Annotated in this window: 22 protein-coding genes and 3 pseudogenes; 16 read left to right on the plus strand and 9 right to left on the minus strand. The window is 69.3% G+C overall.

The window, feature by feature from the left end; all coding sequences use genetic code 11:
* The first annotated feature begins 258 nt into the window (after positions 1-258).
* A complete protein-coding gene (locus ACFVJQ_RS30485) occupies positions 259-894 on the plus strand; it encodes a prepilin peptidase (RefSeq protein ID WP_385788729.1) in 636 nt (211 codons plus the stop codon).
* Between the two features lie 149 nt (positions 895-1,043).
* Here the strand turns inward: ACFVJQ_RS30485 and ACFVJQ_RS30490 are convergent, their stop codons facing one another.
* Positions 1,044-2,396 carry a transcriptional regulator gene (locus ACFVJQ_RS30490; protein ID WP_385516352.1) on the minus strand — a complete coding sequence of 451 codons (1,353 nt, stop codon included), beginning with the start codon at positions 2,394-2,396 and terminating at the stop codon, positions 1,044-1,046.
* 98 nt (positions 2,397-2,494) lie between these two features.
* Here ACFVJQ_RS30490 and ACFVJQ_RS30495 point away from each other — a divergent pair, with 98 nt between their 5' ends.
* The 11 genes and pseudogenes from ACFVJQ_RS30495 (at position 2,495) to ACFVJQ_RS30545 (ending at position 12,365) form a co-directional block, all read left to right on the plus strand.
* Positions 2,495-2,953: an ATP-binding protein gene (locus ACFVJQ_RS30495; protein ID WP_385788730.1), complete on the plus strand. Its 459-nt coding sequence runs from the start codon at positions 2,495-2,497 to the stop codon at positions 2,951-2,953.
* Positions 2,947-3,459: a hypothetical protein gene (locus ACFVJQ_RS30500; protein ID WP_385516354.1), complete on the plus strand. Its 513-nt coding sequence runs from the start codon at positions 2,947-2,949 to the stop codon at positions 3,457-3,459. The genes ACFVJQ_RS30495 and ACFVJQ_RS30500 overlap by 7 nt, the downstream gene beginning before the upstream one ends.
* 943 nt (positions 3,460-4,402) lie before the next feature.
* A complete protein-coding gene (locus ACFVJQ_RS30505; RefSeq protein WP_385788732.1) occupies positions 4,403-5,926 on the plus strand; it encodes a radical SAM protein in 1,524 nt (507 codons plus the stop codon).
* A complete protein-coding gene (locus tag ACFVJQ_RS30510; protein WP_385788734.1) occupies positions 5,910-6,620 on the plus strand; it encodes a hypothetical protein in 711 nt (236 codons plus the stop codon). Before ACFVJQ_RS30505 ends, ACFVJQ_RS30510 begins: the two co-directional genes overlap by 17 nt.
* Positions 6,617-7,411 carry a hypothetical protein gene (locus ACFVJQ_RS30515; RefSeq protein ID WP_385516357.1) on the plus strand — a complete coding sequence of 265 codons (795 nt, stop codon included), beginning with the start codon at positions 6,617-6,619 and terminating at the stop codon, positions 7,409-7,411. Before ACFVJQ_RS30510 ends, ACFVJQ_RS30515 begins: the two co-directional genes overlap by 4 nt.
* Before the next feature lie 22 nt (positions 7,412-7,433).
* Positions 7,434-8,243: a PfkB family carbohydrate kinase gene (locus tag ACFVJQ_RS30520; protein WP_385788736.1), complete on the plus strand. Its 810-nt coding sequence runs from the start codon at positions 7,434-7,436 to the stop codon at positions 8,241-8,243.
* 26 nt (positions 8,244-8,269) lie between these two features.
* On the plus strand, positions 8,270-9,211 hold the full coding sequence (locus ACFVJQ_RS30525; protein ID WP_385788738.1) for a nucleoside 2-deoxyribosyltransferase: 942 nt from the start codon (positions 8,270-8,272) through the stop codon (positions 9,209-9,211).
* Positions 9,208-9,708 (plus strand): hypothetical protein, encoded by a 501-nt coding sequence (locus tag ACFVJQ_RS30530; RefSeq protein WP_385788740.1) that lies wholly within the window; start codon positions 9,208-9,210, stop codon positions 9,706-9,708. Before ACFVJQ_RS30525 ends, ACFVJQ_RS30530 begins: the two co-directional genes overlap by 4 nt.
* Positions 9,709-9,787: 79 nt before the next feature.
* Positions 9,788-10,102, plus strand: a complete 315-nt coding sequence (locus ACFVJQ_RS30535; protein WP_385788742.1) for a hypothetical protein — start codon at positions 9,788-9,790, stop codon at positions 10,100-10,102.
* A 204-nt stretch (positions 10,103-10,306) separates the two neighbouring features.
* Positions 10,307-11,319, plus strand: a pseudogene (locus ACFVJQ_RS30540) (integrase).
* Positions 11,316-12,365, plus strand: coding sequence for an alkylmercury lyase family protein (locus tag ACFVJQ_RS30545; RefSeq protein ID WP_385788744.1), 1,050 nt, complete (start codon positions 11,316-11,318; stop codon positions 12,363-12,365). Before ACFVJQ_RS30540 ends, ACFVJQ_RS30545 begins: the two are co-directional and overlap by 4 nt.
* Positions 12,366-12,533: 168 nt before the next feature.
* Here the strand turns inward: ACFVJQ_RS30545 and ACFVJQ_RS30550 are convergent, their stop codons facing one another.
* Together ACFVJQ_RS30550 and ACFVJQ_RS30555 are read right to left on the minus strand one after the other, a co-directional pair.
* Positions 12,534-12,965 carry a spore germination protein GerW family protein gene (locus tag ACFVJQ_RS30550; protein ID WP_385516362.1) on the minus strand — a complete coding sequence of 144 codons (432 nt, stop codon included), beginning with the start codon at positions 12,963-12,965 and terminating at the stop codon, positions 12,534-12,536.
* On the minus strand, positions 12,962-13,624 hold the full coding sequence (locus ACFVJQ_RS30555; RefSeq protein WP_385516363.1) for a class I SAM-dependent methyltransferase: 663 nt from the start codon (positions 13,622-13,624) through the stop codon (positions 12,962-12,964). Before ACFVJQ_RS30555 ends, ACFVJQ_RS30550 begins: the two co-directional genes overlap by 4 nt.
* A 90-nt stretch (positions 13,625-13,714) precedes the next feature.
* Between ACFVJQ_RS30555 and ACFVJQ_RS30560 the strand changes: the two genes are divergently transcribed.
* Both ACFVJQ_RS30560 and ACFVJQ_RS30565 read left to right on the plus strand, forming a co-directional pair.
* Positions 13,715-14,161, plus strand: coding sequence for a MarR family winged helix-turn-helix transcriptional regulator (locus ACFVJQ_RS30560; RefSeq protein WP_385516364.1), 447 nt, complete (start codon positions 13,715-13,717; stop codon positions 14,159-14,161).
* A gap of 139 nt (positions 14,162-14,300) precedes the next feature.
* Positions 14,301-14,640, plus strand: a pseudogene (locus tag ACFVJQ_RS30565) (ATP-binding protein); the annotation flags it as partial.
* Between the two features lie 14 nt (positions 14,641-14,654).
* Here ACFVJQ_RS30565 and ACFVJQ_RS30570 read toward each other — a convergent pair.
* The 6 genes from ACFVJQ_RS30570 to ACFVJQ_RS30595 all read right to left on the minus strand — a co-directional run bounded on the left by ACFVJQ_RS30570 (position 14,655) and on the right by ACFVJQ_RS30595 (position 20,212).
* Positions 14,655-14,864 (minus strand): hypothetical protein, encoded by a 210-nt coding sequence (locus ACFVJQ_RS30570; protein WP_385788877.1) that lies wholly within the window; start codon positions 14,862-14,864, stop codon positions 14,655-14,657.
* 234 nt (positions 14,865-15,098) lie between these two features.
* A complete protein-coding gene (locus tag ACFVJQ_RS30575; RefSeq protein WP_385516365.1) occupies positions 15,099-15,506 on the minus strand; it encodes a four-helix bundle copper-binding protein in 408 nt (135 codons plus the stop codon).
* Between the two features lie 162 nt (positions 15,507-15,668).
* Positions 15,669-16,214, minus strand: coding sequence for a DUF4396 domain-containing protein (locus ACFVJQ_RS30580; protein ID WP_385788747.1), 546 nt, complete (start codon positions 16,212-16,214; stop codon positions 15,669-15,671).
* 281 nt (positions 16,215-16,495) lie between these two features.
* Positions 16,496-17,797: an MDR family MFS transporter gene (locus tag ACFVJQ_RS30585; RefSeq protein ID WP_385516367.1), complete on the minus strand. Its 1,302-nt coding sequence runs from the start codon at positions 17,795-17,797 to the stop codon at positions 16,496-16,498.
* Positions 17,794-18,972 (minus strand): PLP-dependent cysteine synthase family protein, encoded by a 1,179-nt coding sequence (locus tag ACFVJQ_RS30590; RefSeq protein WP_385516368.1) that lies wholly within the window; start codon positions 18,970-18,972, stop codon positions 17,794-17,796. Before ACFVJQ_RS30590 ends, ACFVJQ_RS30585 begins: the two co-directional genes overlap by 4 nt.
* A gap of 787 nt (positions 18,973-19,759) precedes the next feature.
* Positions 19,760-20,212 (minus strand): hypothetical protein, encoded by a 453-nt coding sequence (locus tag ACFVJQ_RS30595; RefSeq protein WP_385516369.1) that lies wholly within the window; start codon positions 20,210-20,212, stop codon positions 19,760-19,762.
* Positions 20,213-20,397: 185 nt separating this feature from the next.
* Here ACFVJQ_RS30595 and ACFVJQ_RS30600 point away from each other — a divergent pair, with 185 nt between their 5' ends.
* Together ACFVJQ_RS30600 and ACFVJQ_RS30605 are read left to right on the plus strand one after the other, a co-directional pair.
* Complete coding sequence (locus ACFVJQ_RS30600; protein WP_385516370.1) at positions 20,398-20,766, plus strand: BlaI/MecI/CopY family transcriptional regulator; 369 nt, start codon at positions 20,398-20,400, stop codon at positions 20,764-20,766.
* Positions 20,767-21,145: 379 nt separating this feature from the next.
* Positions 21,146-21,292 (plus strand): annotated as a pseudogene (locus tag ACFVJQ_RS30605) (M56 family peptidase); the annotation flags it as partial.
* Between the last annotated feature and the right edge of the window lie 105 nt (positions 21,293-21,397).

Consider the following 21,397-nt stretch of genomic DNA (forward strand, 5'->3'; position numbering starts at 1 on the left):
CCGCTACGAGCGCAAGGCCGACCACTTCCTCGCCTTCACCAGCATCGCCTGCACATTGATCTGCTATCGCCGACTCGCCAAATGAGACGACGTCTAAGAGCGAGGCCAGCATTGCTATTTGCCCCGTATGCATACGGGTAGCGTCAATCTCCCCGGCAGGCAGCTGCGCATAGCAGCCGGGAACATCGGGTGACCACTCTTCACCCTTTCCGCGCGCCACTTGCCAGGTTGATGCGATATATCCGATTCAGGGTTGGCATGGAGCTTCAGGAGATCGCCTCATGGACCGTTGCGGGCGGGGCCATCGGCCGCCTCATGCATGGCGCGGCCCGCCGCCTCGTCCCATCACCCGTGCCCGGCCGGCACCTGGCACCGCACCCCCTCCCCGAGGTCGTCACAGCCGCACTCTCCGCAGCGCTGGCCTGCCGGATCGACGGCTGGACTCAGCTCCTCGCCTACAGCTGGTTCACTGCCGTCGGGGTCTCCCTGGCCGTCAGCGACTTGACCGTACGACGTCTACCGAACGCTCTGATCATCCCCGCCTATCCCGTGCTCCTCGCCCTCTTCTCCGTTGACGCGGCCACCTCGCACAGCACCACGCCACTGCTGCGAAGCGCGGCCTCGATGATGGTCACTTTGGTGGCCTTCACCGCCCTGTACGCCTTCGCAACGGGACATCTCGGCGGCGGAGACGTGAAGCTCTCCGGACTCATCGGCCTGGCCCTCGGGTGGTTCAGCTGGACCGCCGTCTTCACCGGCATCCTGTTGGCCTGGCTGCTCGACGCGTTCGGCGTGGTCATCCTCCGTCTCTCACGCAAGTCCCAGGCTGAGGGGCTCCCACTCGGAGCCCTTCTCATCGTCGCGTCGATCACCACGGTCGTGGCGAACAGCTGACCAACTGTTGTTGGCAGTTGCGGTGACCGAAACGCGGGAGCTGGTCGGCGGACCTAAGTAAATGCTGCCCGCATGGGCGAGGCGCACAAGGTGCTCCGGTCCCCGACCGAGTGTCGGACACCGGAGACCTGTCACGTGAAGCGCGCTTGCTACGCCGCAGCGACCAGCTCTCGCGCGCGCTCGTTGAAGTCGGCGACGAGCCGATGCGTGCCGAACGGTTCCATTCGACGCTGCAAATCCTGCACGGCCTCGATGCACCGGGAGCTCTTCACCTGCTGGGTCAACCTCAAGGTCCGCAGTCCGGCGGCATGTGCTGCTTCGAGGTCTCGTCGCTGCAGGTGCGAGACGGCGAGCGCGGCCTGAGACATCGCGCCGCGGCGGGCACGGCGCTGCTGGCGAGCGTGGTCGATGGACAAGCGGGCGTGCTGCTCGGCGGTATCGGCGTCGTCCAGGTCCCGGAAGGTGTTGGCGTGCTCGCCGTGCAGGTAGGCCGGGTCGATGAATGCTGCCCACTCCTGCTCTTCTTCCTGATGTACCCGGCTGTATGCCGTCTCCGACTGGGCAACGGCACGCGCTGCCTGCGTCTTGTCACCGAGCTTCGCCAGCGCACGGGCCTCCAGCGCCCACAGATCGGCGAGGCACGCGGGCGAGGTGCGCTTGCCCAGGCCGGCCCGGCCGACCTGGGCGAGCCGTCGTCCCTCGGCCGGGTTGCCGAGAAGCGTCGCCTGATCGGCCATGCCTGCGAGGACGTGTGCCCCGAGTGCGGGGTTTCGTGACTCCTCGGCGAGGCGCAGCGACTGGATCAAGTAGCGCTGTGCGGTGCCGTGTTCGCCGTTGTCGTACGCCATCCACCCGAGCAGGTAAGTCTGTTCGGCCGCGGCCTCGCAGAGCGCACGACGAACCTCGTCGGAGTGTGTACGGCGCAGCAGCGGATAGACGTGCTGGTTCATGTACTCCGCCAGGATCAGCCGTCCGGAGCCGCCGCCCTGGAAGATGTCCATCTTCTGGAACTCGCCGAACATGTTCTTCACCGCGGTGACGTCTTCCAGGCACACCCGCGGTCCGGGGTCGGGGTGCTGGTCGAGCGTGCTGAGCAGCCAGTCGCGCGACGGCCCGATGGCTGCGACGGCGGCGAAGGGCGCCGCTGCCAGGAACTTGCGACGATCCACGTCGGCCCTCCCCAGGTCGGCAACGGCTTCCACCGTAACGGCGAAGTCGGCGTTGTAGACGAGGGAGCGGTCCGCGCTGCCGCCTTCGACGAAGCCCAGGTCGTATGTGGTGACCCGGAATCCGAGGCTGGCGGAGATCACGTCGGCGATGATTTCCGGCACCGGCTGGCGCGGTTCGTGCCCGGCGAGCCAGCGTCGTACGGTCGTGCCGTCCGGCTGGATATGAGGCTGACCCCATGTCTTAGCTGCGGCTTTGACGCGCCGGGCCAATTCCTTGTTGCTCATGCCGGACCGCTCAAGCCACCGCGCGAGTTCGGTGTTCGGTGACGTCATGTCGGGCCCTTACCCCTTCACTGCGGTGTGTAGTTCATGTGCCACCCTTTGCCACCCCCTTCGACGGTACCCCCGGGCGTGGCGCGGCTGTTGCCTGGTTGAGCGAACCAACCGTGAAGGCAAGGGAGTTACAGATGTCAAGACCGGTGACGCGCCGGTTCCCCCGAGCCGATGCGGCAGTGCCCGAAGCCCGTTCCTTCTTACGCCAGGTGCTCGGCGATTGGAACATCACCGACCGTTTCGATGACGCCCTGTACTGCCTGTCCGAGCTCGCGACGAACGCGATTGTGCACGGGGGCGCGGGCGGAGAGCACTTCGACGTCCAGGTCTCCTTCGCCGACAACTGCCTGCGCATCGAGGTCGGGGACCCGGCAGAGGGGAGACCGAGCATGAAGTCACCGGACCCGGACGACACGGCAGGACGTGGCCTGTTGCTCGTCGATGCGTTGGCGGACGGATGGGGGGTGGTGCCGTGCGTTCCGCGCGGCAAGGCGGTGTGGACCGAGTTCAAGATCGAGACGCAGCAGGAGTTACCGACGGGGGTGAGGCCGTGCTGACCCAGACCTCGGATCCGGCTCCGCCCTCAGCCGTCACTCCCACTGCCGGACTCATCGCCTCGGTGGCCGCCTGGTTCTGGATCGACCTGACGCGAGCCGGCCACGTCGCCTTCCTACTGTTAGCGCACCCGCCCGGACGCCAGCCTGGCGACTCGCCCGAGATGATCGAGGCACGCATGCGCGGCCTCGCCCAGGCCCTGACCCTCGCCGAGCCCACCGAGCCGCTCCCCGACATCGGGGCCCGCCTCTTCATGTACCGGGATGCGGACGTGCTGCTCAGCCTCGACGGCTGCGACTACCTCCTGCATGTACTGATCGGGGGCGAGTGGGCGCGCTTCGTGTGCAACGGCGGCACGGTCACCGTCATGGTCGGCCTCGATCCGCTCCCTGCCCGATCGCCCCTTGAAGTCGTCGATGCGTACATCACCCAGCGGGTGCGCCAGGGGCGACTCCTGCTCGGAAAGACCCAGGTCGCCGACCGGCTGCAACCGCCGATGAGGAGCTGATGACGCGATGTGCGATCTCGTCGGTTGTCTTGCCATCTGGCTGGGACCCGCGCTCTGCCGCGCCTGGCGGATCGCAAGGCGCAGGATCACGCCCCGCCGCGCCCTACATCGCCGTCCGGCCTCGCGTCGCGTGCTCCCAGCGCCAGCCCCGTATGTGGACCGCCCGTTACCGATCCACGTGCGGGAGGCGACGCGCCCGGTGGACGGCCACACACTGTCGCCGGTACGTCCGTACTTCACCGCTCACGAACAGCGTATTCAGCTCGATGGGCCCGGATCGTACCACCGGAGAGATGGTGTCCAAGGTGGATGACGTGTCTGTGCTCCTGAGATGCGCCTTGTGTGGCTGTCTCGTGCCGTCGTCGACGGTCCTCTCCGAGCCCTACACGTGGCGCGACGGCAAAGGGTTGGAACGTACTGCCGTACGCCGGGTCTGTGTCGATGACGCGGCCTGCTTTCTGCGCACCGTCGACCCGTGCACGTGGACGCGCCTGGGAGCCGTCGCGCCGCTGGGCCGCGAGCCCGCCCGGACGCAGCCCTGGCGCGGTGCCACCTGTGCGACATCGCGAGTCGGCTGGACGACCTCGACATCGCGCGGTGCGAGGACGACGACGGTGTCTGGTTCGGAATGGTCTCCTGCCAGGACAAGGCTGCCTGCTCTGCTCGCCAGGAGCGGTACCAGCGGCTCCCGCCTCTCCCTCCCCCATGACCGCCGGTCCGGGCGGAGGACGGCTCCCCGACAATCCCTCCGCCTGGACCGGGTTCACGCCCGCCGACTGCCGCCGGACACCGCCTCGTTCGAGAGACCGAAGGCTACGCGATTGGCCGATCTGAGCTCCTGACAGCACCAGAAATTCGGGCATCATCCGCCAATACCGCGCTGACTGCCCATAGTTCACGAAATCCGTAAGTGCCCTCTCGCCCTCTACGAAGGGACAACAGAATGACACAGCACTCTGTGGTACTGGACTGCTACACCGTGGAGCCCAGCGGACTGGGCGTACCGCCCTACCTGTCGACGTACGTACGGGCCGCTTGGTCGGCGCTACGGCGGGCACGGCCGGAGGCGCCTGTGCGGTATCTGACGATCGACGACGTGCGCTGGTGCCTGGCCGGCGGCAAGCCCGCCGTCGAGCCGCCGGTCAGCGATCCGCTGACGTACTCGGCGACGGTGAACCGTGAGGACGCGATCCGCCTGTTACGCGACGCCGAAGAGGTCGTCGTGGTGGCCAGCGACAAGGTTCCGTCGGTGCACCTGCACGCGGTCAACGGCAGCCTGGAGGAGATCGCCCGTGCGCTGGCCTGCGTGCGCGGGCGCCGGTATCTGCTGGGCCCGCTGGCGACCTACGCGGTGGACGCACCGGCGGAGTACGCGGGGTTGTTCGACGCCGTGCACACCCACACCGTCACCTCGCGCGACCTGGTGTTGGGCAGTCGGACGGCAGCGGCGTACGAACAACTACGCCAGGACCGCGATTCCTTCACCGGCCTGGTGGAGCAGATGGCCTGGCGCCCGATCGCGGAGCTGGAGCTGTACCGGGGCTGCACGCGGCGGGCGTTCTGCGACTTCTGCAACGAGCCCGCCAAGGCCCCGCTGGTCGCCTTCCGCGAGGTCGAGGACGTGCTGGAGGAGGCTGCGCAGTTGTATGCGGCGGGCGTCCGCAATTTCCGGCTGGGCCAGCAGACCTGCTTCTTCTCCTACATGCGCCGGGACGAGGAAGCGATCCGCAGGCTGCTGGCCGGCATTCGCGAGCACTGTCCGGAGCTGGAGGTGCTGCACATCGACAACGCGGACCCGCTCGCGGTGGCCGCGCCCGTCGGTCGCCGTATCGCGGCCCTGGTGGCGGAGTACTGCACCGAGGGCAACTGTGCGCCGATGGGCATCGAGTCCTTCGACCCCGTGGTCATCGAGCGCAACCACCTCACCTGCACCCCGGAGGTGCTGCTGCGGGCGGTGGAGCACGTCAACGAAGCGGGTGCCGAGCGTGGTCCGGGTGGGCTGCCGAAGCTCCTGCCGGGGCTGAACCTGATCTACGGACTGCCCGGGGAGACCCACGCCACCCACATCGCGAATCTGACCTGGCTCGGCCGGATCCTGGACGCCGGGCTACTGTGCCACCGCACCAACCTTCGTCAGGCGCGCGCCTTCCCCGGCACCCCGCTCGCCGAGCAGACACCGCACGAGCCCTTGCCGTCGGCGGAACACTTCGCCTTCTGGAAGGAGGACATCGACCACGGCTGGGACCGGCCGATGAAGGAGCGTGTCTGCCCGACCGGGCTGCGCGTCCCTGGGCTGCACGCGTACTTCGTGGGCCGCAACGGCACCTGGTGGCGGCGCCTGGGTTCGTACTCCATCCAGATCGTCGAGGAGAACACCGTCGCCGCGGTCGGGACCGCCGGAGACCTGACGGTGACCGGGCACGCGCCACGGATGATCTTCGGGAGGCGCTTTGTCACGGCGGTCTGAGGACGCTCTGGGCCTGCTCGCCTCCTGGGACGGGCGGGCCCAGGGCACCACCCGCATCGGCGTGCTGCTGCCGTGGGCGAACCAGGCGGTGGAGACGGAGCTGCCCCGCTTGGGCCTGGCCCATACGGTGTTCCACTACGCCCGCCTGGTCCCGGCGTCCCGTGCGACTGCGGTGGATGCCTCGTTCTGGCACGGCCTGCGCGAAGCGGCCACCGACGCGGTGGAGTCGCTGGCTCATCTGCCGCTCGACGGCACGGTCCTGGCCTGTACGTCCGCCGGGTTCACCGGCGGTCCTGCGCTGCCCGACGGCGTCATGACCGCGTTCGACGCCCTCACCGGCGTGCTCCATGCGCTGGACATCTCACGCGTCGCCCTCGGCACGCCGTACCCCACCGAGGTCACGGCAGCCGAGGCAGCAGCCCTGACCTCCCACGGTCTCGAAGTGGTCGCCCACGCGAGTCTGGGACTGGCCGACGGATATCCCGGCGTCGCGGGCGAGGACGTCCGTACGCTGATCCGGCAGATCCCAGCCGACGCGTTGCGCACGGCCGACGCCGTGGTGCTGTCGTGCACCGGCTGGCACACCCTGTCCGTCCTACGTGACATTCAGCAGGCGGTAGGCAGGCCGGTGATCTCCTCCAACCTCGCCATGGCCCTGTTCGCCGCCCGCCTGGCGATCGGAGCACCGTTGTGACCAGCGAAGCCGACCGGATCCACAGACTCGTCGCCCGGGCCGCGGCCCTGCCGGACGTGCGGCGCGAGGTCGAGGCCAACCACGACGACAACCGCTGGTGGCCCACCTCGATCACCGACACCCGCCTGCGGATGCTCGTCGCCGGCTGGTCCACCCGGGTCTCGTACCGGATGATCGACACCTACGCCGCCGTGGTCGCCACCGCGGAGAAGCTCGGATTCGACGCCCTGACCGCCGCCACCGACGCCGAACTCGCGGCGCTCGTCGCCCCGATCGGCCTACCGACCGCCCGGGTCGACTACCTCAGATCCCTCACAGACCTCCTGCGCCGCTGGGACAAGGAGGACCTCGACCCTACCGCCGAAGGGGTGGACACGGACGACCTGATCACCGCGTTCGCGGAGCAGGTCCACGGTGCCTCCTACAAGGTCGCCCAGTGCGCTCTGCTGTACGCCCGCAGCTACCACTGCGGCATCATCCCCGTCGACTCCGGCATGGTCACCCGTCTCGCCCCCGCCCTGGGCATCACCCTGCCGTCCGGCGCCATCGCTCACGAGGACCTGCGCCACCTCCTCGAAGCCGCCGTCCGCGCACGCCCCGAGGCGTTCCGTGACCTCGCCGCCCAGCACGACCACCACGTCACCATCCCCGCCGCGACCGCGCCCACCTGGTGGGTGCACCTCGTGCTGATCTACTTCAAGCGCCTCTACCTCAACGGCCCGTCGCCACACCTGTGCACCCGACGCCCACTCTGTCGGAACGTCATCGACTGCACCCACGTCCGCCGTTGATCACCACCGCTTTAGGGGGGACATGCAGCGGTTATCCGTCATCGGCAACATCTCGCGCGACCAGACCCGCTACCCGGACCACCGCGGCGACACCCAGCTCGGCGGCGCCGCCCTACACGTGGCACTGGCAGCAACCCGCGCCGGAGCCCGCACCGCTCCCGTCTCCGTGGTGGGCCAGGACCTCGCCGACCTCCCCCATCACCCAGCACTCTCAGCCGTCGACTGGACCGCACTCTTGATTACGGCGGGACCGTCCGCCTCGTTCGTCATGCACTACGACAGGGACGGGCGGCTCATCGATCTCAACGCGTGCTACGGCGCCGCCAGTCAGCTTACTGATCACGCCCTCAACCTGATCTCCCCGCAGCGAGGCGACTTCTACCACGTCTGCTGCCGCCGCCCCCTGAACGTACCGGCCGTCTTGAAGGCGCTGACCGACCTCGACATCGCCTTCAGCGTCGACTTCTTCCTGTCCAGCGCGACTGAGCTCATCGCGAAGGCAGCTCCATGGCTGCCCCGCGCTTCGTGGATCTTCGCCAATGCCGAGGAGTATCCGCTGCTGGACTCCGCGCTCGACACGCATGTACTGCCAGGCGTGGCCGTCACCGACGGCCCCCGCCCCGTACGTCTCCTAAGGCACGGCCGGCTCCTCGCTGAAGCGGCACCGCCCGCCACGGCTCCCGTCGAAGTCGCCGGCGCAGGCGACACGCTCGCCGGAACATATCTGGCCCGGCTCCTGTGTGGCGACAGCGTGACCGAGGCCCTCGACGCAGCGGTCGCGGCGGCCAGCCGCCACACTACCGCCCCACCGCTCACCTTGCACCGCAACTGATCCCCATCCGAAGGGAGTTGGCACCGGTGTACTACATAGCGCATCGCCTCTTCGCAGCCCACGACCGCGCCTTGGGCGCATTGATCGCCCGCCAACTGGCCAAGAAGGCAGGACCCGAATCCGTCTTCCTCCCCTTCTGCGACACAGATGAGGAAGACCTCGTCGCCCCGGTCAAAGGCCACCGACTCTTCGAACTGGACCGCGAACGCCTCCAAACCCTCACCGGAATGATCGCCGTCCTCCACGGCCCCAGCCTCGACGACGGGGTCTGCATGGAGATCGGATACGCCGCAGCACTCAACGTGCCCGTGGTCGTGGTGACCACCGACTTCCAGACCTACTCCGCCGACGAGCACAGCCCCCACTGGGCTTTCCCTGATCCTCTGATCGAGACGATCGCCCACCGTGTCACCCGCGTCGACCGGCTCGGGGCACCGCAACTCGCAGACTCGCCCGACCGTTTCACGGCCTTCGCGGCTCGCAACCAGGCTCAGATCGAAACAGCCGCAGCCATGAGCGTGGAAGCCATCCTCGAACTCGCCGCCAACAACTGTCCCGCCCCAGCTCCTGCCCGAGCGGAAGCGGGAACAGTGTTCCTCGAACCGAGCCCACACATCCGGTGCCCGGAAGCGCTGCTCGACACCCTCCACGCAGCCCACCGATCCGTCACCATCGCGATCCGCCACCAAGCACCGGATCCCTTCACCGCAGCGCACGCCGACTGGACGACCGCCCTGCGCGCCGAAGTCCTCGTCGCGGACGTGTCCGGCCCCGAGACGCCCCCGGGAGGGGCCGTGCTCATCGGCGCCGCCGCAGCACTGCGCCGTCGGATCGCCGCCCATCTCCCCACGGCCGTGATCACCCACGCCCACGGCCGCGAGCCCAACTGGCGCAACCTGATGATCCAGTACGCCGTCGGAACGCGGGTCTGTGACGCACACTCCCTCGCCCGGTGGCTGGCGTCATGAACACGGATGAGATCGCGGCCACCCACCGCACGGTCGTCATCGAGGGCTGCGACGGAGCCGGCAAGAGCACGCTCGCCACCCACCTGGCCCGGGAGTACGGCTTCACCGTGGTCCACTGCCCGCGCACCCCGGACTCGGTCGGCCTCCCGCAGCGCTACCAAGAGCTGCTCGCCCGCCCCGGCCACCTCGTCCTCGACCGCAGCTTCCTCAGCGAACTCGCCTACGGGCCCCTCTACCGCGGCGGCTCGCGCATCACCTGGACCGAAGCCAGAACTCTGGCGAAGTCTGTCATCAACCGGGACGGCGCCTTCCTCCACCTGACGGCATCGGCCGAAGTGATCCAGACCCGTTTACTGAACCGCGACACCCAAGCGCCGCCCCTGGCGGAGATCAACGCTCTCCTGGCCGCCTACCAGGCGGTCTTCACGACCCTCGCGGAGTCCGTTCCCGTCCTCACCTTCAACACGACCGACGACGCACCTCCCCCGAGCGGATGACAAGACCCAAAGCCCCAGCGGACCCAGGGCGTTCTCAGTAAGCTCCGGCACCGGCCGACCCACACGCGCCGGAGGAACCGTGGACATCCGCTCCGCCCAGAAACTGGCCTGGGACAACAAGCTCGACAAGGGCTTCAACACCACCGACGTGCCCCTGGAGTTCGGCCTGCTCACGGCCGAGATCGGAGAGGCGTTCACCGCCTGGCGCAAGCACCATCCCGACTTCGGCGAAGAACTGGCCGACGTCTTCCTGTACCTCGCCGCCATCGCCGAGATGAACGGGCTCGATCTCCAGACCGAAGTCCAGCGCAAAATCACCAAGAACCGCGACCGCGTATACGCACGGAACGAGCACGGCGTCCCCGTTCGGATCACGGAGACCGCAGAAGACTGATCCTCACCGGTCGTCCGGCCTGCGGTTGTACGGAGAACTCTGACGGTGGCCTCCAGCGGACGCCGTGGCCTCTTGCCCTGCCCTTGCCGAAAACCCATCCGGCCTGGTGGGAGCCGATGTGCGGGGTGTACGGGACCTCGACGGCGGTCACTCAGAGCCGACGCCCTCGCGCGGCTGTCGATCACCGCACCATGATGATCGACCATGCTGCTGCGACTCGCCTATCTGACCGTGTCGAACGCGTTCGCCCTGCTGCGCCTGCTGCCAATGAGCAATCGAGAGAAGGACGCAGAAATCCTGGCCCTGCGTCACCAACTCACGGTGCTGGAGCGCCAACTCGGTAAGGACAGGGTGCGGTTCACCCCGAGTGACCAGGTCTTCCTGGCAGCCCTGCTCCACCTCCTCCCGATGGACGTGCTGCGCAGGCTGCGCCTGCTGGTGCGTCCGGACACGCTGTTGCGCTGGCATCGCGACCTGGTCGCGCGCCGCCACGCGGCCGTCTCCCGGCCCAAGCGCCCGGGCAGACCGCGGACCGTCCACTCCGTCCGGGCCCTGGTGCTGCGCCTGGCACGGGAAAATCCCACGTGGGCTATCGGAGGGTGCACGGCGAACTGCTCGTTCTGGGCGTGAAGGTCGCCGCCCCCACGGTCTGGGAGATCTTGAAGGAGGCCGGGATCGACCCGGCGCCCGAGCGGACCTCCAGCACGTGGGCCGACTTCCTGCGCTCCCAGGCCGACGCCCTGCTGGCCTGCGACTTCCTGGAGACGGTCGCCTTGTCCGGAGCACGGCTGTATGTGCTCACGGTGATCGAGCACACCAGCCGACGGATCCGGATCCTGGGCGCGACCGCGCACCCGACTGCCTCGTGGGTGGCGCAGGCCGCCAAGAACGTGGTCATGGATCTCGAGGACGCCGGCTGCCGGGCGCGGTTCCTGCTCCGGGACCGGGACGGGAAGTTCCCTGCCCTGTTCGATACCGTCCTGGCGGACGCGGGGATCGAGGTCATGCTCAGCGGCGTCCGGATGCCGAGGATGAACTCGGTCATGGAAAGGTGGGTGCAGACCTGTAGGCGCGAGCTGCTGGATCGGACCTTGATCTGGAATCAGCGGCACCTGTTGCCCCCGCCGATCGCCGATCCGGACCAGATTGCCTGCCTCGAGGTACGAAGCCGCGATCGCCTTGGCGGCATTCTCCACGAGTACGAACATGCCGCATGACCTGCCCGGACGAGGATTTCGGCAAGGGCACGGCCGCACAAGCCCTGATCTGGGAGGACCGGGAGGACGACGCCATGCACATCACCGTGCTGACCGTGCCCGACTGCCCCAACGCCCCGGTGGCCATGGAACGGATCACCCTGGCATTGGGCGGCCGCGCCGCCGAGGTCGAGGCCGTCGAGGTCAGCAGCCACGAGCAGGCCACCCAGGTGGGTATGACCGGCTCCCCCACCGTCCTTATCGACGGGGTGGACCCGTTCGGTGTCCCGGGGGCGCCGGCCTCCGTGTCGTGCCGCCTCTACCGTGGCCCGGACGGCAGGGCCGAGGGAGCGCCCAGTGTCGACGACCTGCGCCGTGCGCTGGACCTCGTCCAGGCCACCACGGACTGCGACTGTCCGCCCGCCGGCGCGGCGGGTCGCGCCGGGGGAGGGCGCCTGGCACCCGTTGGGGGCGGGCTGCGCGCCGTACAGCAGGCGGTGCTCCGCCACTTCGCCGCCACAGGCCGCGCCCCGGCCGCGAAGAAGTTGGAACCGGCAGCCATCAGGCACGGCCGTACCGTCACGGACGTGCTGACCGAACTGGCGGCCGAGGACTTCCTCACCCTGGACGCCGACGGACACATCCGGGCCGCCTATCCCTTCTCCGCCGTACCGACCGCCCACCGCGTCCGCCTTCCCGGCGGCGTCGAGGTGTGGTCGATGTGCGCAGTGGACGCGCTGGGCATACCGCACATGCTCGGCACCGACGCGGTGATCACCTCCACCGACCCCGTCACCGGCGAGCCCGTCACCGTCACCTTCACCGGCGGGAAGATGACGTGGGAACCGTCCACCACCGTGGTCTACATCGGACAACGTCGCTCGTGCACCGGTCCCGCCGCCGATGTCGCCTGCGGGGCACTGAACTTCTTCACCGGTCCGGGCAGCGCCCAGACCTGGGGCGAGCAGCACCCGGACTTCAGCGGGAAGGCAGTGGGCCAAGACGCCGCCGAGGCCCTCGGGAGAGCCGTCTTCGGTTCCCTGCTGGCAGAACCGCCGGCCCCCTGAACCCCAGAAGGCCGGCGCATGCAGTGCCTCGGCTCCCAGGACCCGCTGGCCGTCGCCGCCATGGACGCGATCCGCACCGGCGATCTGGCAACACCCCGCTCGGCGATGGAAAGGAAACCTCCATGCAGGGGGAGCGACTGCCGCACTCTGCCGACTGATCCCCAGGGCTCACCGGCCGTGGCGGCGCCTCATCCGGTACAGGGCACGAGCGATCTTCGGGACGCCTGTTCCGGCCAGCAGTGCCACGAGGGGGAGGGCGACGTCCACCCAGGGATCGCGGATCGGCTTGTACGTCGCGGTGCCGTCCCGGATCTCGATGAAACCGAGGGGCCGGGCCTCCGCGCCGCCTCCGCCTCCCCCGCCCTCGCCGGTCTTGGCGGTGCCGGTCTCCCGCCCGGCGCCGCCGCCGAAGCCGAAGCCGACCCGGGCGATGGGAATGACCGTGATGCCGTCGCGAGTGATCGGTTCGCCGTAGACGGCGCTCACCGAGGCGCGGCCGCCGAGCTTGTCGGCCAGGCGTTCCAGCAGGGTGACGGAGGCGTGGGCCGCGGTGAGTTCAGCGAGCGGGACGGGAGGGTTCGGTTCTGCCGGACCGGTCATGCCGCGCCTGCCGTGTGGGGGCGCTCGGCGGTGCCGAGGATGTGAGTGGCGGCCGGGGAGGGGACGGGTGTCTCGGGGAAGGCGAACTTCGTCACCTCGGTGATCGTGAACCCGCCGTTGGTGATGGCCCTCTGGGTATCGCGGCCGGTGTGGCAGCCGCCGCACAGCAGGGGCCAGACGGTGGTGTCCGCGAGGCGCTGCACGCGGCGCATGGCCGCTGAGTCGGCCTGTACGTGCTCGAAGAAGCGCAGTTGCCCACCCGGACGGAGGACGCGGTGGATCTCGGCCAGGGCGGCTGCCTGGTCGGCGACCGAGCACAGGGTCAGGCAGACCACCGCCGCGTCGAACGAGGCGTCGGGGGCGGGCAGTTGTTCGGCACGGCCGTCCACGACCTCGATCTCGGTCGTGGCGGTACGGGCCCGTTCTTCGGCGAGGGCGCGCAGTCGCGGTTCGGGTTCGACCGCGAGCAGGTGTTTCACCTCGGGCGGGTAGTGGGGGAAGTTCAGCCCGTTGCCCGCGCCGATCTCGATGACCTGGCCGGACAACGGGGCCAGGAGGCGCTCGCGGTGTTCGGTGATGCCGGCCTTCGCCAGTGCGGGAGCTGCGATCTTGGTGTAGAAGCGGGCGAACACGGGGTGGCGGACGGTCTGTTGAGCCATGGCGGGTCACCGGTTTCCTCTGGACGGTGCGCGGGCTGCGAACGGCTACGATAATGACGGAGGTCCTACATAGTGAATCCACTTCACGATATGCCGGAGGAGCAGGCTGCCGCCAGTCTCTCGCTGGACCGGCTTTTCGAGCTGGCCGAGGTGCTGGGCGCGATGATGCAGCGCGGTGTCGCCGAACAGGGCCTGACCACGGCCCGTGCAGGACTGCTGTGGGCGTTGTTCCACGGCGGCCCGACGACCCAGCGCGCGCTGGCCAACCGGCTTGGCGTCACGCCACGCAATGTGACCGGCTTGCTGGACGCCCTGGCGGCAGACGGTCTGGTCGCGCGTGACGCGCATCCCACGGACCGGCGAGCGACGCTGGTCTCCCTCACCGAGAAGGGACGCTCGCTCACAGCGGGCCTGCGGGGCGGCCGTGACGAGCTGGCCGTGAAGCTGTTCGGCGACATGCCGGACGCGGAGCTCGACGCGTTCCGGGGCGGACTGGAGACGGTGATCGGACGGCTGCGCGCCATCGATCCGGGCTAGGAAGCGCGCCACCCTGGCAGCCGGCCAGCCCGGGCGAGGGGGCAGGGAAGCGTGACCGCTGCCGTCGGTGACGCCCCTGTGGCCAGTTGCTCCGACGCCGTTGCACCAGCGGCGGTGATCACCGTGGGACAGCAGCACCGTGCGCCTGCCCCGCCAGCGGGGTTTGGCCGAGCAGGCCGCCAACGCCGCCATCGACGCCGCCTGCCGCACGCTGCGGCTGCCGTCGATCCGCAACGACTTCACCGAGATCGCCCCGACCGGGGCGACGAGGATCAGATGACCTACCGCGGCTTCCCCACCGAGCTGCCGATGGCCGAGTGCGACGACCGAGCCCGCCGCCGCTCCGAACGGCGGACCAAAGCAGCCGGCTTCCTCAGGGAAGAAGGCTTTGCAGACCTTCGGCTTCGACGCCAACCCGAACATCGACCCGGCCGCGGTGAACCCTCGCCGGCTGCCAGCGGGCAGAAGCCACCGCGCCGGCCCCCGCCCCTGCTCACGATCCGTCCCAGGTCCCCAGATGCCTGAGGCGGCGCTGACGGAGCCGCTCCGAGACGGCCGTGAGGCCGAAAACCAGCCCCATGACCAGCCCGAAGAGCACAGCGAACACGGGGTCGTCGGGTTCCTCCTCACGCGACAGCAGCAAGCAGAAGAGCGTGACGGCAACGGCTACGGAGAGGCCGGTGCCGATCGGGTGCCGAGCCACCCACTTCTGGATCCGAGTCGGACTCCGCTGCCTGCCCAGGGCCCGATCCAGAGCCCAGAAAGCATCACCCAGTGACCGATGCCCGTTCGCCATGGCCAGGAGGATATGGCAGCCGATCGGCCACCCCATGACCGAGAGGTCATGGTCAAACCACGTCCCTGTCAGCCACCAGACAAACGCTGCTGCTGAATGCGAAGGAAGCCAGGCAGGGGCCCATGGGTCCGGCAACCGGGTTCAGCCGAGCGCCTGGAGAAGGTCGTTGCACGCCTGCTCGCACGAGCGGCAGGCTTCGGCGCACAGGCGGCAGTGCTCGTGCTGGTCGGCGTGTGCGGAGCATTCGTCGGCGCAGGCTTTGCACGCGGTGGCGCACGCCGTGAGGATCGCGCGGGTGATGTTGGCGTCGTAGCCGGTGTGGCGGGACAGGACCGACGCCGTGGCGTTGCAGATGTCGGCGCAGTCCATGTCGGTGCGGATGCACTTGGTGAGCTCGCCGACCATGCCCTCGGACAGGCAGGCGTCCGCGCATGCCGTACACGCCTGGGCGCAGGCGATGCATTCCTCGATGCAGCGGGTGAGCTTCTCGCGATCGACGTCGCCGAGGTCGGCCGGGTACGTGGCGAGCATGTCCTTGACGGTGGCCATCACAGATCGCCTCCTCTCGCTGCCGCAGGCCGGCGGGCCGGGCGGCCTCGCCCCTTCGGCCTGCGACGCTGCGCTTCCCGAATAGCCACCGGGAGGCGGGACAAACGCATCTGGGGCGCCCTTGATCAGGGAACGCCCCAGATGCGTTTCGGTTCGGCCAGGTCAGTGGTAGGCGTGGACGACGGCGTGGCCCTTGCCGCGGCCGATCATCCACTTGTTGACCGGGGTGGTGATCACGAAGGCGACCGCGAACCCGCCCAGCAGGGCCGACCAGAACAGCCCGTCGGACAGGTGGGCGTCCATCGCGCCCGGGGTGAGGGCGATGATGGCGTTGTCGACGAACTCCATCACCGCGATCGAGACGGTGTCGGCGGCCAGCGCGACCTTGATCGCGCTCCGGAGGTTCAGGCCGGCCCGGAGTACCGCGAACAGCGTGAACGAGTAGCCGAACAGGAACGCGAGCGTGATCGCCAGGACCATGGTGGGCACGTTGCCCCACAGCAGGGCGGTGCCGATGACCATGCCGAGGATCTCGCCGATGGCGCAGCCGGTCAGGCAGTGCAGCGTCGCCTTCGCCGCCGTCCCCCAGGACGCCCCAGCGTGCTCGCCGTGGTGCGCCGCATGGTCGGCGGGAGCGTGATGGGCCTCGTGGGCGGCGTGCTCGTGCGCCGTGTCGGTGTGATGAGCGCTGTGGTCCATGACCTTCATCCCCAATCCCGTCCAGTGTGGCCCGTTCCCAAGCCCCACAACAGAAACCATATACCCCCTAGGGGTATGCCTCAAGTGTTGTGCCGGGCCCAGGAACGGGGAGGCAGTGACGCGGCGATCGACCAGCGGGGGCCGGTCGACGCCGACGCCCAAGGCCAGAGGCGGGCCGCTTCGCCGGTCCGCGGGCGCCGCCGGCTTGGCCGGACGGAGCGGAACACGCTGTCCCGCAGGGGCGGGCGCCGGACGGCGCCCGCCCCTGCTTCCGAGAACCCGTGGCGGGGTCAGCCCGCGACGAGCTGCGGCCGGGGCGTGGGGGTTGTCAGACGGCCAGTGCGGTGCAGGCCGTACAGCGCGGCCGCGCAGGCGAGGCCGAGCACGGACAGTGAGATCCACGGCAGCGCGGGCATGCCCGCCGCGCGGGCCGCGTCGAGGGCGGCGCCGGTGAGCAGGTTGCCGAGGGTGATGCCGATGCCGCAGATCGTGTTGTACAGCCCGTAGTGCGTGGCCACGAGACGGTCACCGGAGAGCCGGACGATGGTGTCCATCTCGAAGGGGTAGGCGATCATCGTGCCGATCGCCAGCAGCAGCGCGGCGAGCGTCGGCGGCACCGCCGCAAGCAGCCACAGGCCCACACCGGAGTCCGGGACGGGCGCGGCGGTGGCCATCAGCAGGGGCACGAACGCGAGCCCCATGACTGCCAGTCCCCAGGTCAGTGCCTGGCCGGGCTCGTAGCGGGCCTTGCACCAGGCGGTCACCCGTGTCTGCCCGACGATCGTGCTCAGACCGGAGACCGCGAAAAGCACCGCGACCGCCGCCGTGCCGAACGCACCGTCCCCACCGAGTCGGCGGACCTCCAGCGGGAGGGAGAGGTAGACCTGGAAAGAGAGGATGTACGAGCCGATCATGGCGCCGGAGAAGAGGCGGAACGGCCGGTTGGCGAGGATGCCGCGCCACTGGACGAGCACGCTCTCCCGGCCTTGGTCCTCCGTCTTCTTCTGGTTGTCCTCGGCCCGCCGGGCGGGCAGGGCGCGGATCTGCACGATGCTGAGGAGCGCGAAGATCCCGGCGGCCACCAGGCAGGTGATGCGGAAGTCCACGCCGGTCAGCACCATCCCTACCAGCGGGCCCAGCAGGATGCCGGCCTGGTAGAAGACGTTGAACAGCGCGAACGCCTCGACCCTGCGCTCCCCCGCGTCGGCGGCGAGATAGGCCCGTACTGCCGGGTTGAACAGCGCTCCGGCGAGACCGGTGGCCGCGGAAGCGGCGATCAGCGCCGCCAGCGAGTCGACCAGGCCGAGCGTGGCGAAGCCGACCGTGCGCAGCACGCACCCGGCCACAATCATCGGCTTGTAGCCCAACCTGTCGGCCAGCGTCCCGCCGACGAGGAACATGCCCTGCTGGCTGAAGTTCCGTACGCCGAGGACGAGTCCGACGACCCAGCCGGCCAGTCCGAGAGTGCCGGACAGGTGGGCGGCCAGGTAGGGCATCAGCATGTAGAAGCCGAGGTTGATGGTGAACTGGTTCACCATCAACAGCTGAACGCTGCGTTCGTACGTGCGTACCTGTGCGAGGGTGCCCTTCACCGGCTCTCCTCCGCCGCGCCGCACTGCCCGAGCCTGGCATCCTCGCCGGCTCGCTCCGCCTCATCGGCCATGCCGAGCGGCTCGACGTCCTCCGACGAATCGGTCAGCGTGAGCGGGTCGACCACAGTGGTGCACCGGGTCCAGCGGGTGACCTCCTTCTCGTCCACGCGCCCGATCACGTCCGGCTCGGGCGCGGGCGGGGAGTCGAGCAGGCCGTGGGCGGCGCAGTAGTCGTCGTCGAACACCGTCCCGAGGTAGCGTTGCGGGCCGTCGGGGAAGATCGCCGCGATCCGGGTGTCCGCGGGCATGGTGCGGGCCAGCCATCCGGCGACCAGGGCAGCCGCACCCACGCTCCATCCGCCGGTGGCGTAGTGCGAGGCGGCCAGCTGCCGGCAGGTCCACACAGCCTCCTGCGGCGCGACCCAGTGGGCCTCGGAGAAGTTCTGGTAGGCGACGTTCCGGGGGTAGATGCTCGAGCCCAGGCCCCGCATCAGCCGCTGCCGGGCCGGTTGGCCGAAGATCGTGGAGCCGATGGTGTCGACCCCGACCACGTTCAGCTCGGGATACAGCTGCTTCAGTACCCGGGAGACACCGGCGGAGTGCCCTCCGGTGCCCACGCTGCACACCAGGACGTCGATGTGGCCCAGTTCGGTCGCCAGTTCCAGGGCGAGAGGGGTGTAGGCGGTGGTGTTGTCCGGGTTGTTGTACTGGTCCGGGCACCACGAGCCCGGGTGCTGCGCCATCAGCTGCTGCACGCGTTCGCGGCGAGCCTGCTGCCAGCCTCCGGTGGGGTGCGGTTCGGAGACCACGTTGACCTGGGCTCCGTAGGCGGTCAGCAGCCGGGTCATGGACATCTCCAGACCCGGGTCGGTGACCAGGGTGACCGGGTGGCCGTAGACCATTCCGGCCAGGGCCAGGCCCAGGCCCAGGGTGCCGCTGGTGGACTCGATGATCCGGGCGCCGGGGCGCAGGTCGCCGCGGGCGCGGGCCCGCTCCACCATGTGCAGGCCGGGCCGGTCCTTGATCCCGCCGGGGTTGAAGCCCTCCAGCTTCGCCCAGAAGCCGCGGTCCGCGGGTGTCAGCGGCGCGGACACCCGCAGCAGCGGCGTGTTCCCCACCAGGCCCGACAGGGCGGACCGGTCGGGCGTGCCGGCGGTTTTCGTCAGTGACTGCATCTCTTTCGCTCTCGCTCGATGAATGCCTGGGGCGTGCTCATCTCGCGCCACGGCTCCATGGCGGACAGTCGGTCCCGGCCTGTGGAGCCGTCGCGCGGCAGCCGGTGGGTGCATGCGGCTGCGGGCGGGAGGTCTAGATGCGCCACCGGGAGGTGCGGGCGAGTGCTATCCGGCCCGTGCGTGTCCTTCGCCGCTGGTACGGCTGACGAGACACGGGCCGCACCCCGAGAACCGCCAAGGAGCCAGCGAGCGCCGGAATGCCTGCGTCGGCAGGTGGTTGCTCCGCTGCCTGGGTCGTCGTACGGACGACTCCGTCCGGCGCGCATTCCTCGCCCTCATGGTGCCGGTGAGGTCCGTGCGGCGCCGTATCGCCTACCGCTGACGCCGCCGATGCGGTGGCGGTGGAAACCGGCCGGTGATTGTCTTCGGTCGGCCCGTGCGCGACGGCGCACAGGCCGACCACCAGGAGCAGGCCGCAACGGATCAGAAAGACGAGCTGTCGCAGCCGATATGAGGATCGGGCCCCCTGGGCATACGCGGGCATACGGGAGTGTGTCGGCACAGGTCCTCCGTGCGTCCACCGCCTCTTTGTGCCACGGCGGCAGCCATGGCACACAGGAGAACGGCAGGCATGGGTGGGGGATGGACGGCGTCGATGATGCAGACCGGGGATCCACGTCGGCGGGCACGGGATCCGGTCCTTGTCGCGCCGGGACCGGCGAACGCTCCACTGCCCCATCGCGAACGGGCGGGGCGGAGCGACCAGACGGGAGGAGCCAGCCGAGTCCTAGACCTGCTGAACCACGGATGATCTGACGGCTGCTGACGGCGAGACAGTAACCGCCGAGTCGCTGAGGCCCCGGTTCACCGCGGCGTGCCCGGAAGCAGCAGATTCGCTAACCGATGCAGCAAAGCATGGCGGTGTGAGGACCTGACCCAGATGCGGTTGCACGGACAGGCACTGCTCGCCCGGATGCGACGAGCCGTGATCATCATGTCCGCCGCCCGCTGCGACAAGACGGGACAGCACCTGTGTGTCCGTGGCGTCGTGGGCATCGTCGGGCGACATGGCAGCAGGCGCCACTGCGCTGGTCACCATATGTCCTTGGACGCTCTCGACGTTCACTGCGTGCGTGAACACGACGCCGAACAGCAGCACGGCCAGGCCCAGTACGCGCAGCAGCGGACCCGCAGACGCACGGGCCTGCACGATGCGCGGGAGCGACCAAGCCGTAATCATGCCGTGATACTAGCGGCCTTGTGGGCTTGATCCACCAACTCCCCCGAAACAGCGTGCTAACGCGCCAAGCAAATGACCTGTTTGCTTCGGCGAGGGGGTGATGGCGGCCAGCCGCAGCGGGCCACTGATCCGCCCAGGGAACGTTCTACTATGTGGCTGCGTAGTGCGGCGATAAGGGAGCGACCATGCGGCGGCTGGGGGAACTTGAGGCGGAGATCATGGACCGCCTGTGGCGCTGGAAGCGTCCCGCGACCGTGCGGGAGATCGTCGACGACATCAACAAGCAGCGGCCGCTCGCCTACACCACCGTGAACACGGTGGCCACGATCCTCTACAACAAGGGCTGGCTGCTGCGGGGAAAGCAGGGCCGCGCCTGGGTGTACTCGCCCATCCGTACGCGTGAGCAGTACTCGGCCGCGCTGATGGAGGAGGCGCTGGGTACCAGCGAGGACCGTCCCGCGGCCCTCGCGCACTTCGTGCAGCAGATGAGCCCCGAGGAAGTCGGTGCCCTGCGCGAGGCGCTGGCCACTGCCGAGCGGCAGGACGGTCCGTGAACGCGGCTCCTGTCCTGTTCGGTTACGCCGGGGCGGTCGGGTTTCTCGCCCCGCGGCTGCTGCTGCGCAGCGCCTGGCCGTATCGCGCGCCGGCGCTTGCCATGGCCTCCTGGTTCGCGCTGTCCGCGTCGTTCACCGTGACGGTCGCGCTGGCCGCGTACCAGCTCGCCGCCACGACCGAGCACCTGCATGCCGACCTGATCGGCCTGCTGCACTCGTGCGGCCTGACGACCAGCACGGACGCCCTCGATCCCACAGCCGCCGCGCGGCTGGCGGTGGTCCTGCCCGCCTTCGTGGTGCTTCTCGTCCTTGGCTCCTTCGTCTTCGAAGCGCTGCGGGGCCGGCGCACCCGGTCCCTCACCGGAAGGTCCTGGATCTGGTGGGCCGCCGTTCTGCGCGGCTCGGCGCCACTGTCCTCGACCACGAGCTGCCCGCCGCGTACTGCCTTCCCGGGCACCGGCCGCGTGTCGTCGTCAGCGCCGGTGCTTTGCGGCTGCTGTCTGCCGGGCAGCTCGACGCCGTACTCGCGCACGAACGTGCGCACATCGCGGGCCGTCACCACCTGGCCCTGGCCGCCACCGAGGCGTTCGCGCGGATCTTCGGCCCGCTTCCGCTGGCCCGGCACGGCAGG

Origin of the sequence: Streptomyces sp. NPDC127197, from assembly GCF_042672405.1 — a bacterium.
In the GTDB taxonomy this organism is placed as follows: Bacteria; Actinomycetota; Actinomycetes; order Streptomycetales; family Streptomycetaceae; genus Streptomyces; species Streptomyces flavusporus.

Excerpts from the sequence above, each read along its gene's own strand:
- ACFVJQ_RS30485 (WP_385788729.1), top strand. The coding sequence starts at position 259 with ATGGAGCTTCAGGAGATCGCCTCATGGACCGTTGCGGGCGGGGCCATC.
- ACFVJQ_RS30490 (WP_385516352.1), bottom strand. The coding sequence starts at position 2,396 with ATGACGTCACCGAACACCGAACTCGCGCGGTGGCTTGAGCGGTCCGGC.
- ACFVJQ_RS30505 (WP_385788732.1), top strand. The coding sequence starts at position 4,403 with ATGACACAGCACTCTGTGGTACTGGACTGCTACACCGTGGAGCCCAGC.
- ACFVJQ_RS30520 (WP_385788736.1), top strand. The coding sequence starts at position 7,434 with ATGCAGCGGTTATCCGTCATCGGCAACATCTCGCGCGACCAGACCCGC.
- ACFVJQ_RS30530 (WP_385788740.1), top strand. The coding sequence starts at position 9,208 with ATGAACACGGATGAGATCGCGGCCACCCACCGCACGGTCGTCATCGAG.
- ACFVJQ_RS30545 (WP_385788744.1), top strand. The coding sequence starts at position 11,316 with ATGACCTGCCCGGACGAGGATTTCGGCAAGGGCACGGCCGCACAAGCC.
- ACFVJQ_RS30550 (WP_385516362.1), bottom strand. The coding sequence starts at position 12,965 with ATGACCGGTCCGGCAGAACCGAACCCTCCCGTCCCGCTCGCTGAACTC.
- ACFVJQ_RS30555 (WP_385516363.1), bottom strand. The coding sequence starts at position 13,624 with ATGGCTCAACAGACCGTCCGCCACCCCGTGTTCGCCCGCTTCTACACC.
- ACFVJQ_RS30560 (WP_385516364.1), top strand. The coding sequence starts at position 13,715 with ATGCCGGAGGAGCAGGCTGCCGCCAGTCTCTCGCTGGACCGGCTTTTC.
- ACFVJQ_RS30575 (WP_385516365.1), bottom strand. The coding sequence starts at position 15,506 with ATGGCCACCGTCAAGGACATGCTCGCCACGTACCCGGCCGACCTCGGC.
- ACFVJQ_RS30580 (WP_385788747.1), bottom strand. The coding sequence starts at position 16,214 with ATGAAGGTCATGGACCACAGCGCTCATCACACCGACACGGCGCACGAG.
- ACFVJQ_RS30590 (WP_385516368.1), bottom strand. The coding sequence starts at position 18,972 with ATGCAGTCACTGACGAAAACCGCCGGCACGCCCGACCGGTCCGCCCTG.
- ACFVJQ_RS30595 (WP_385516369.1), bottom strand. The coding sequence starts at position 20,212 with ATGATTACGGCTTGGTCGCTCCCGCGCATCGTGCAGGCCCGTGCGTCT.
- ACFVJQ_RS30600 (WP_385516370.1), top strand. The coding sequence starts at position 20,398 with ATGCGGCGGCTGGGGGAACTTGAGGCGGAGATCATGGACCGCCTGTGG.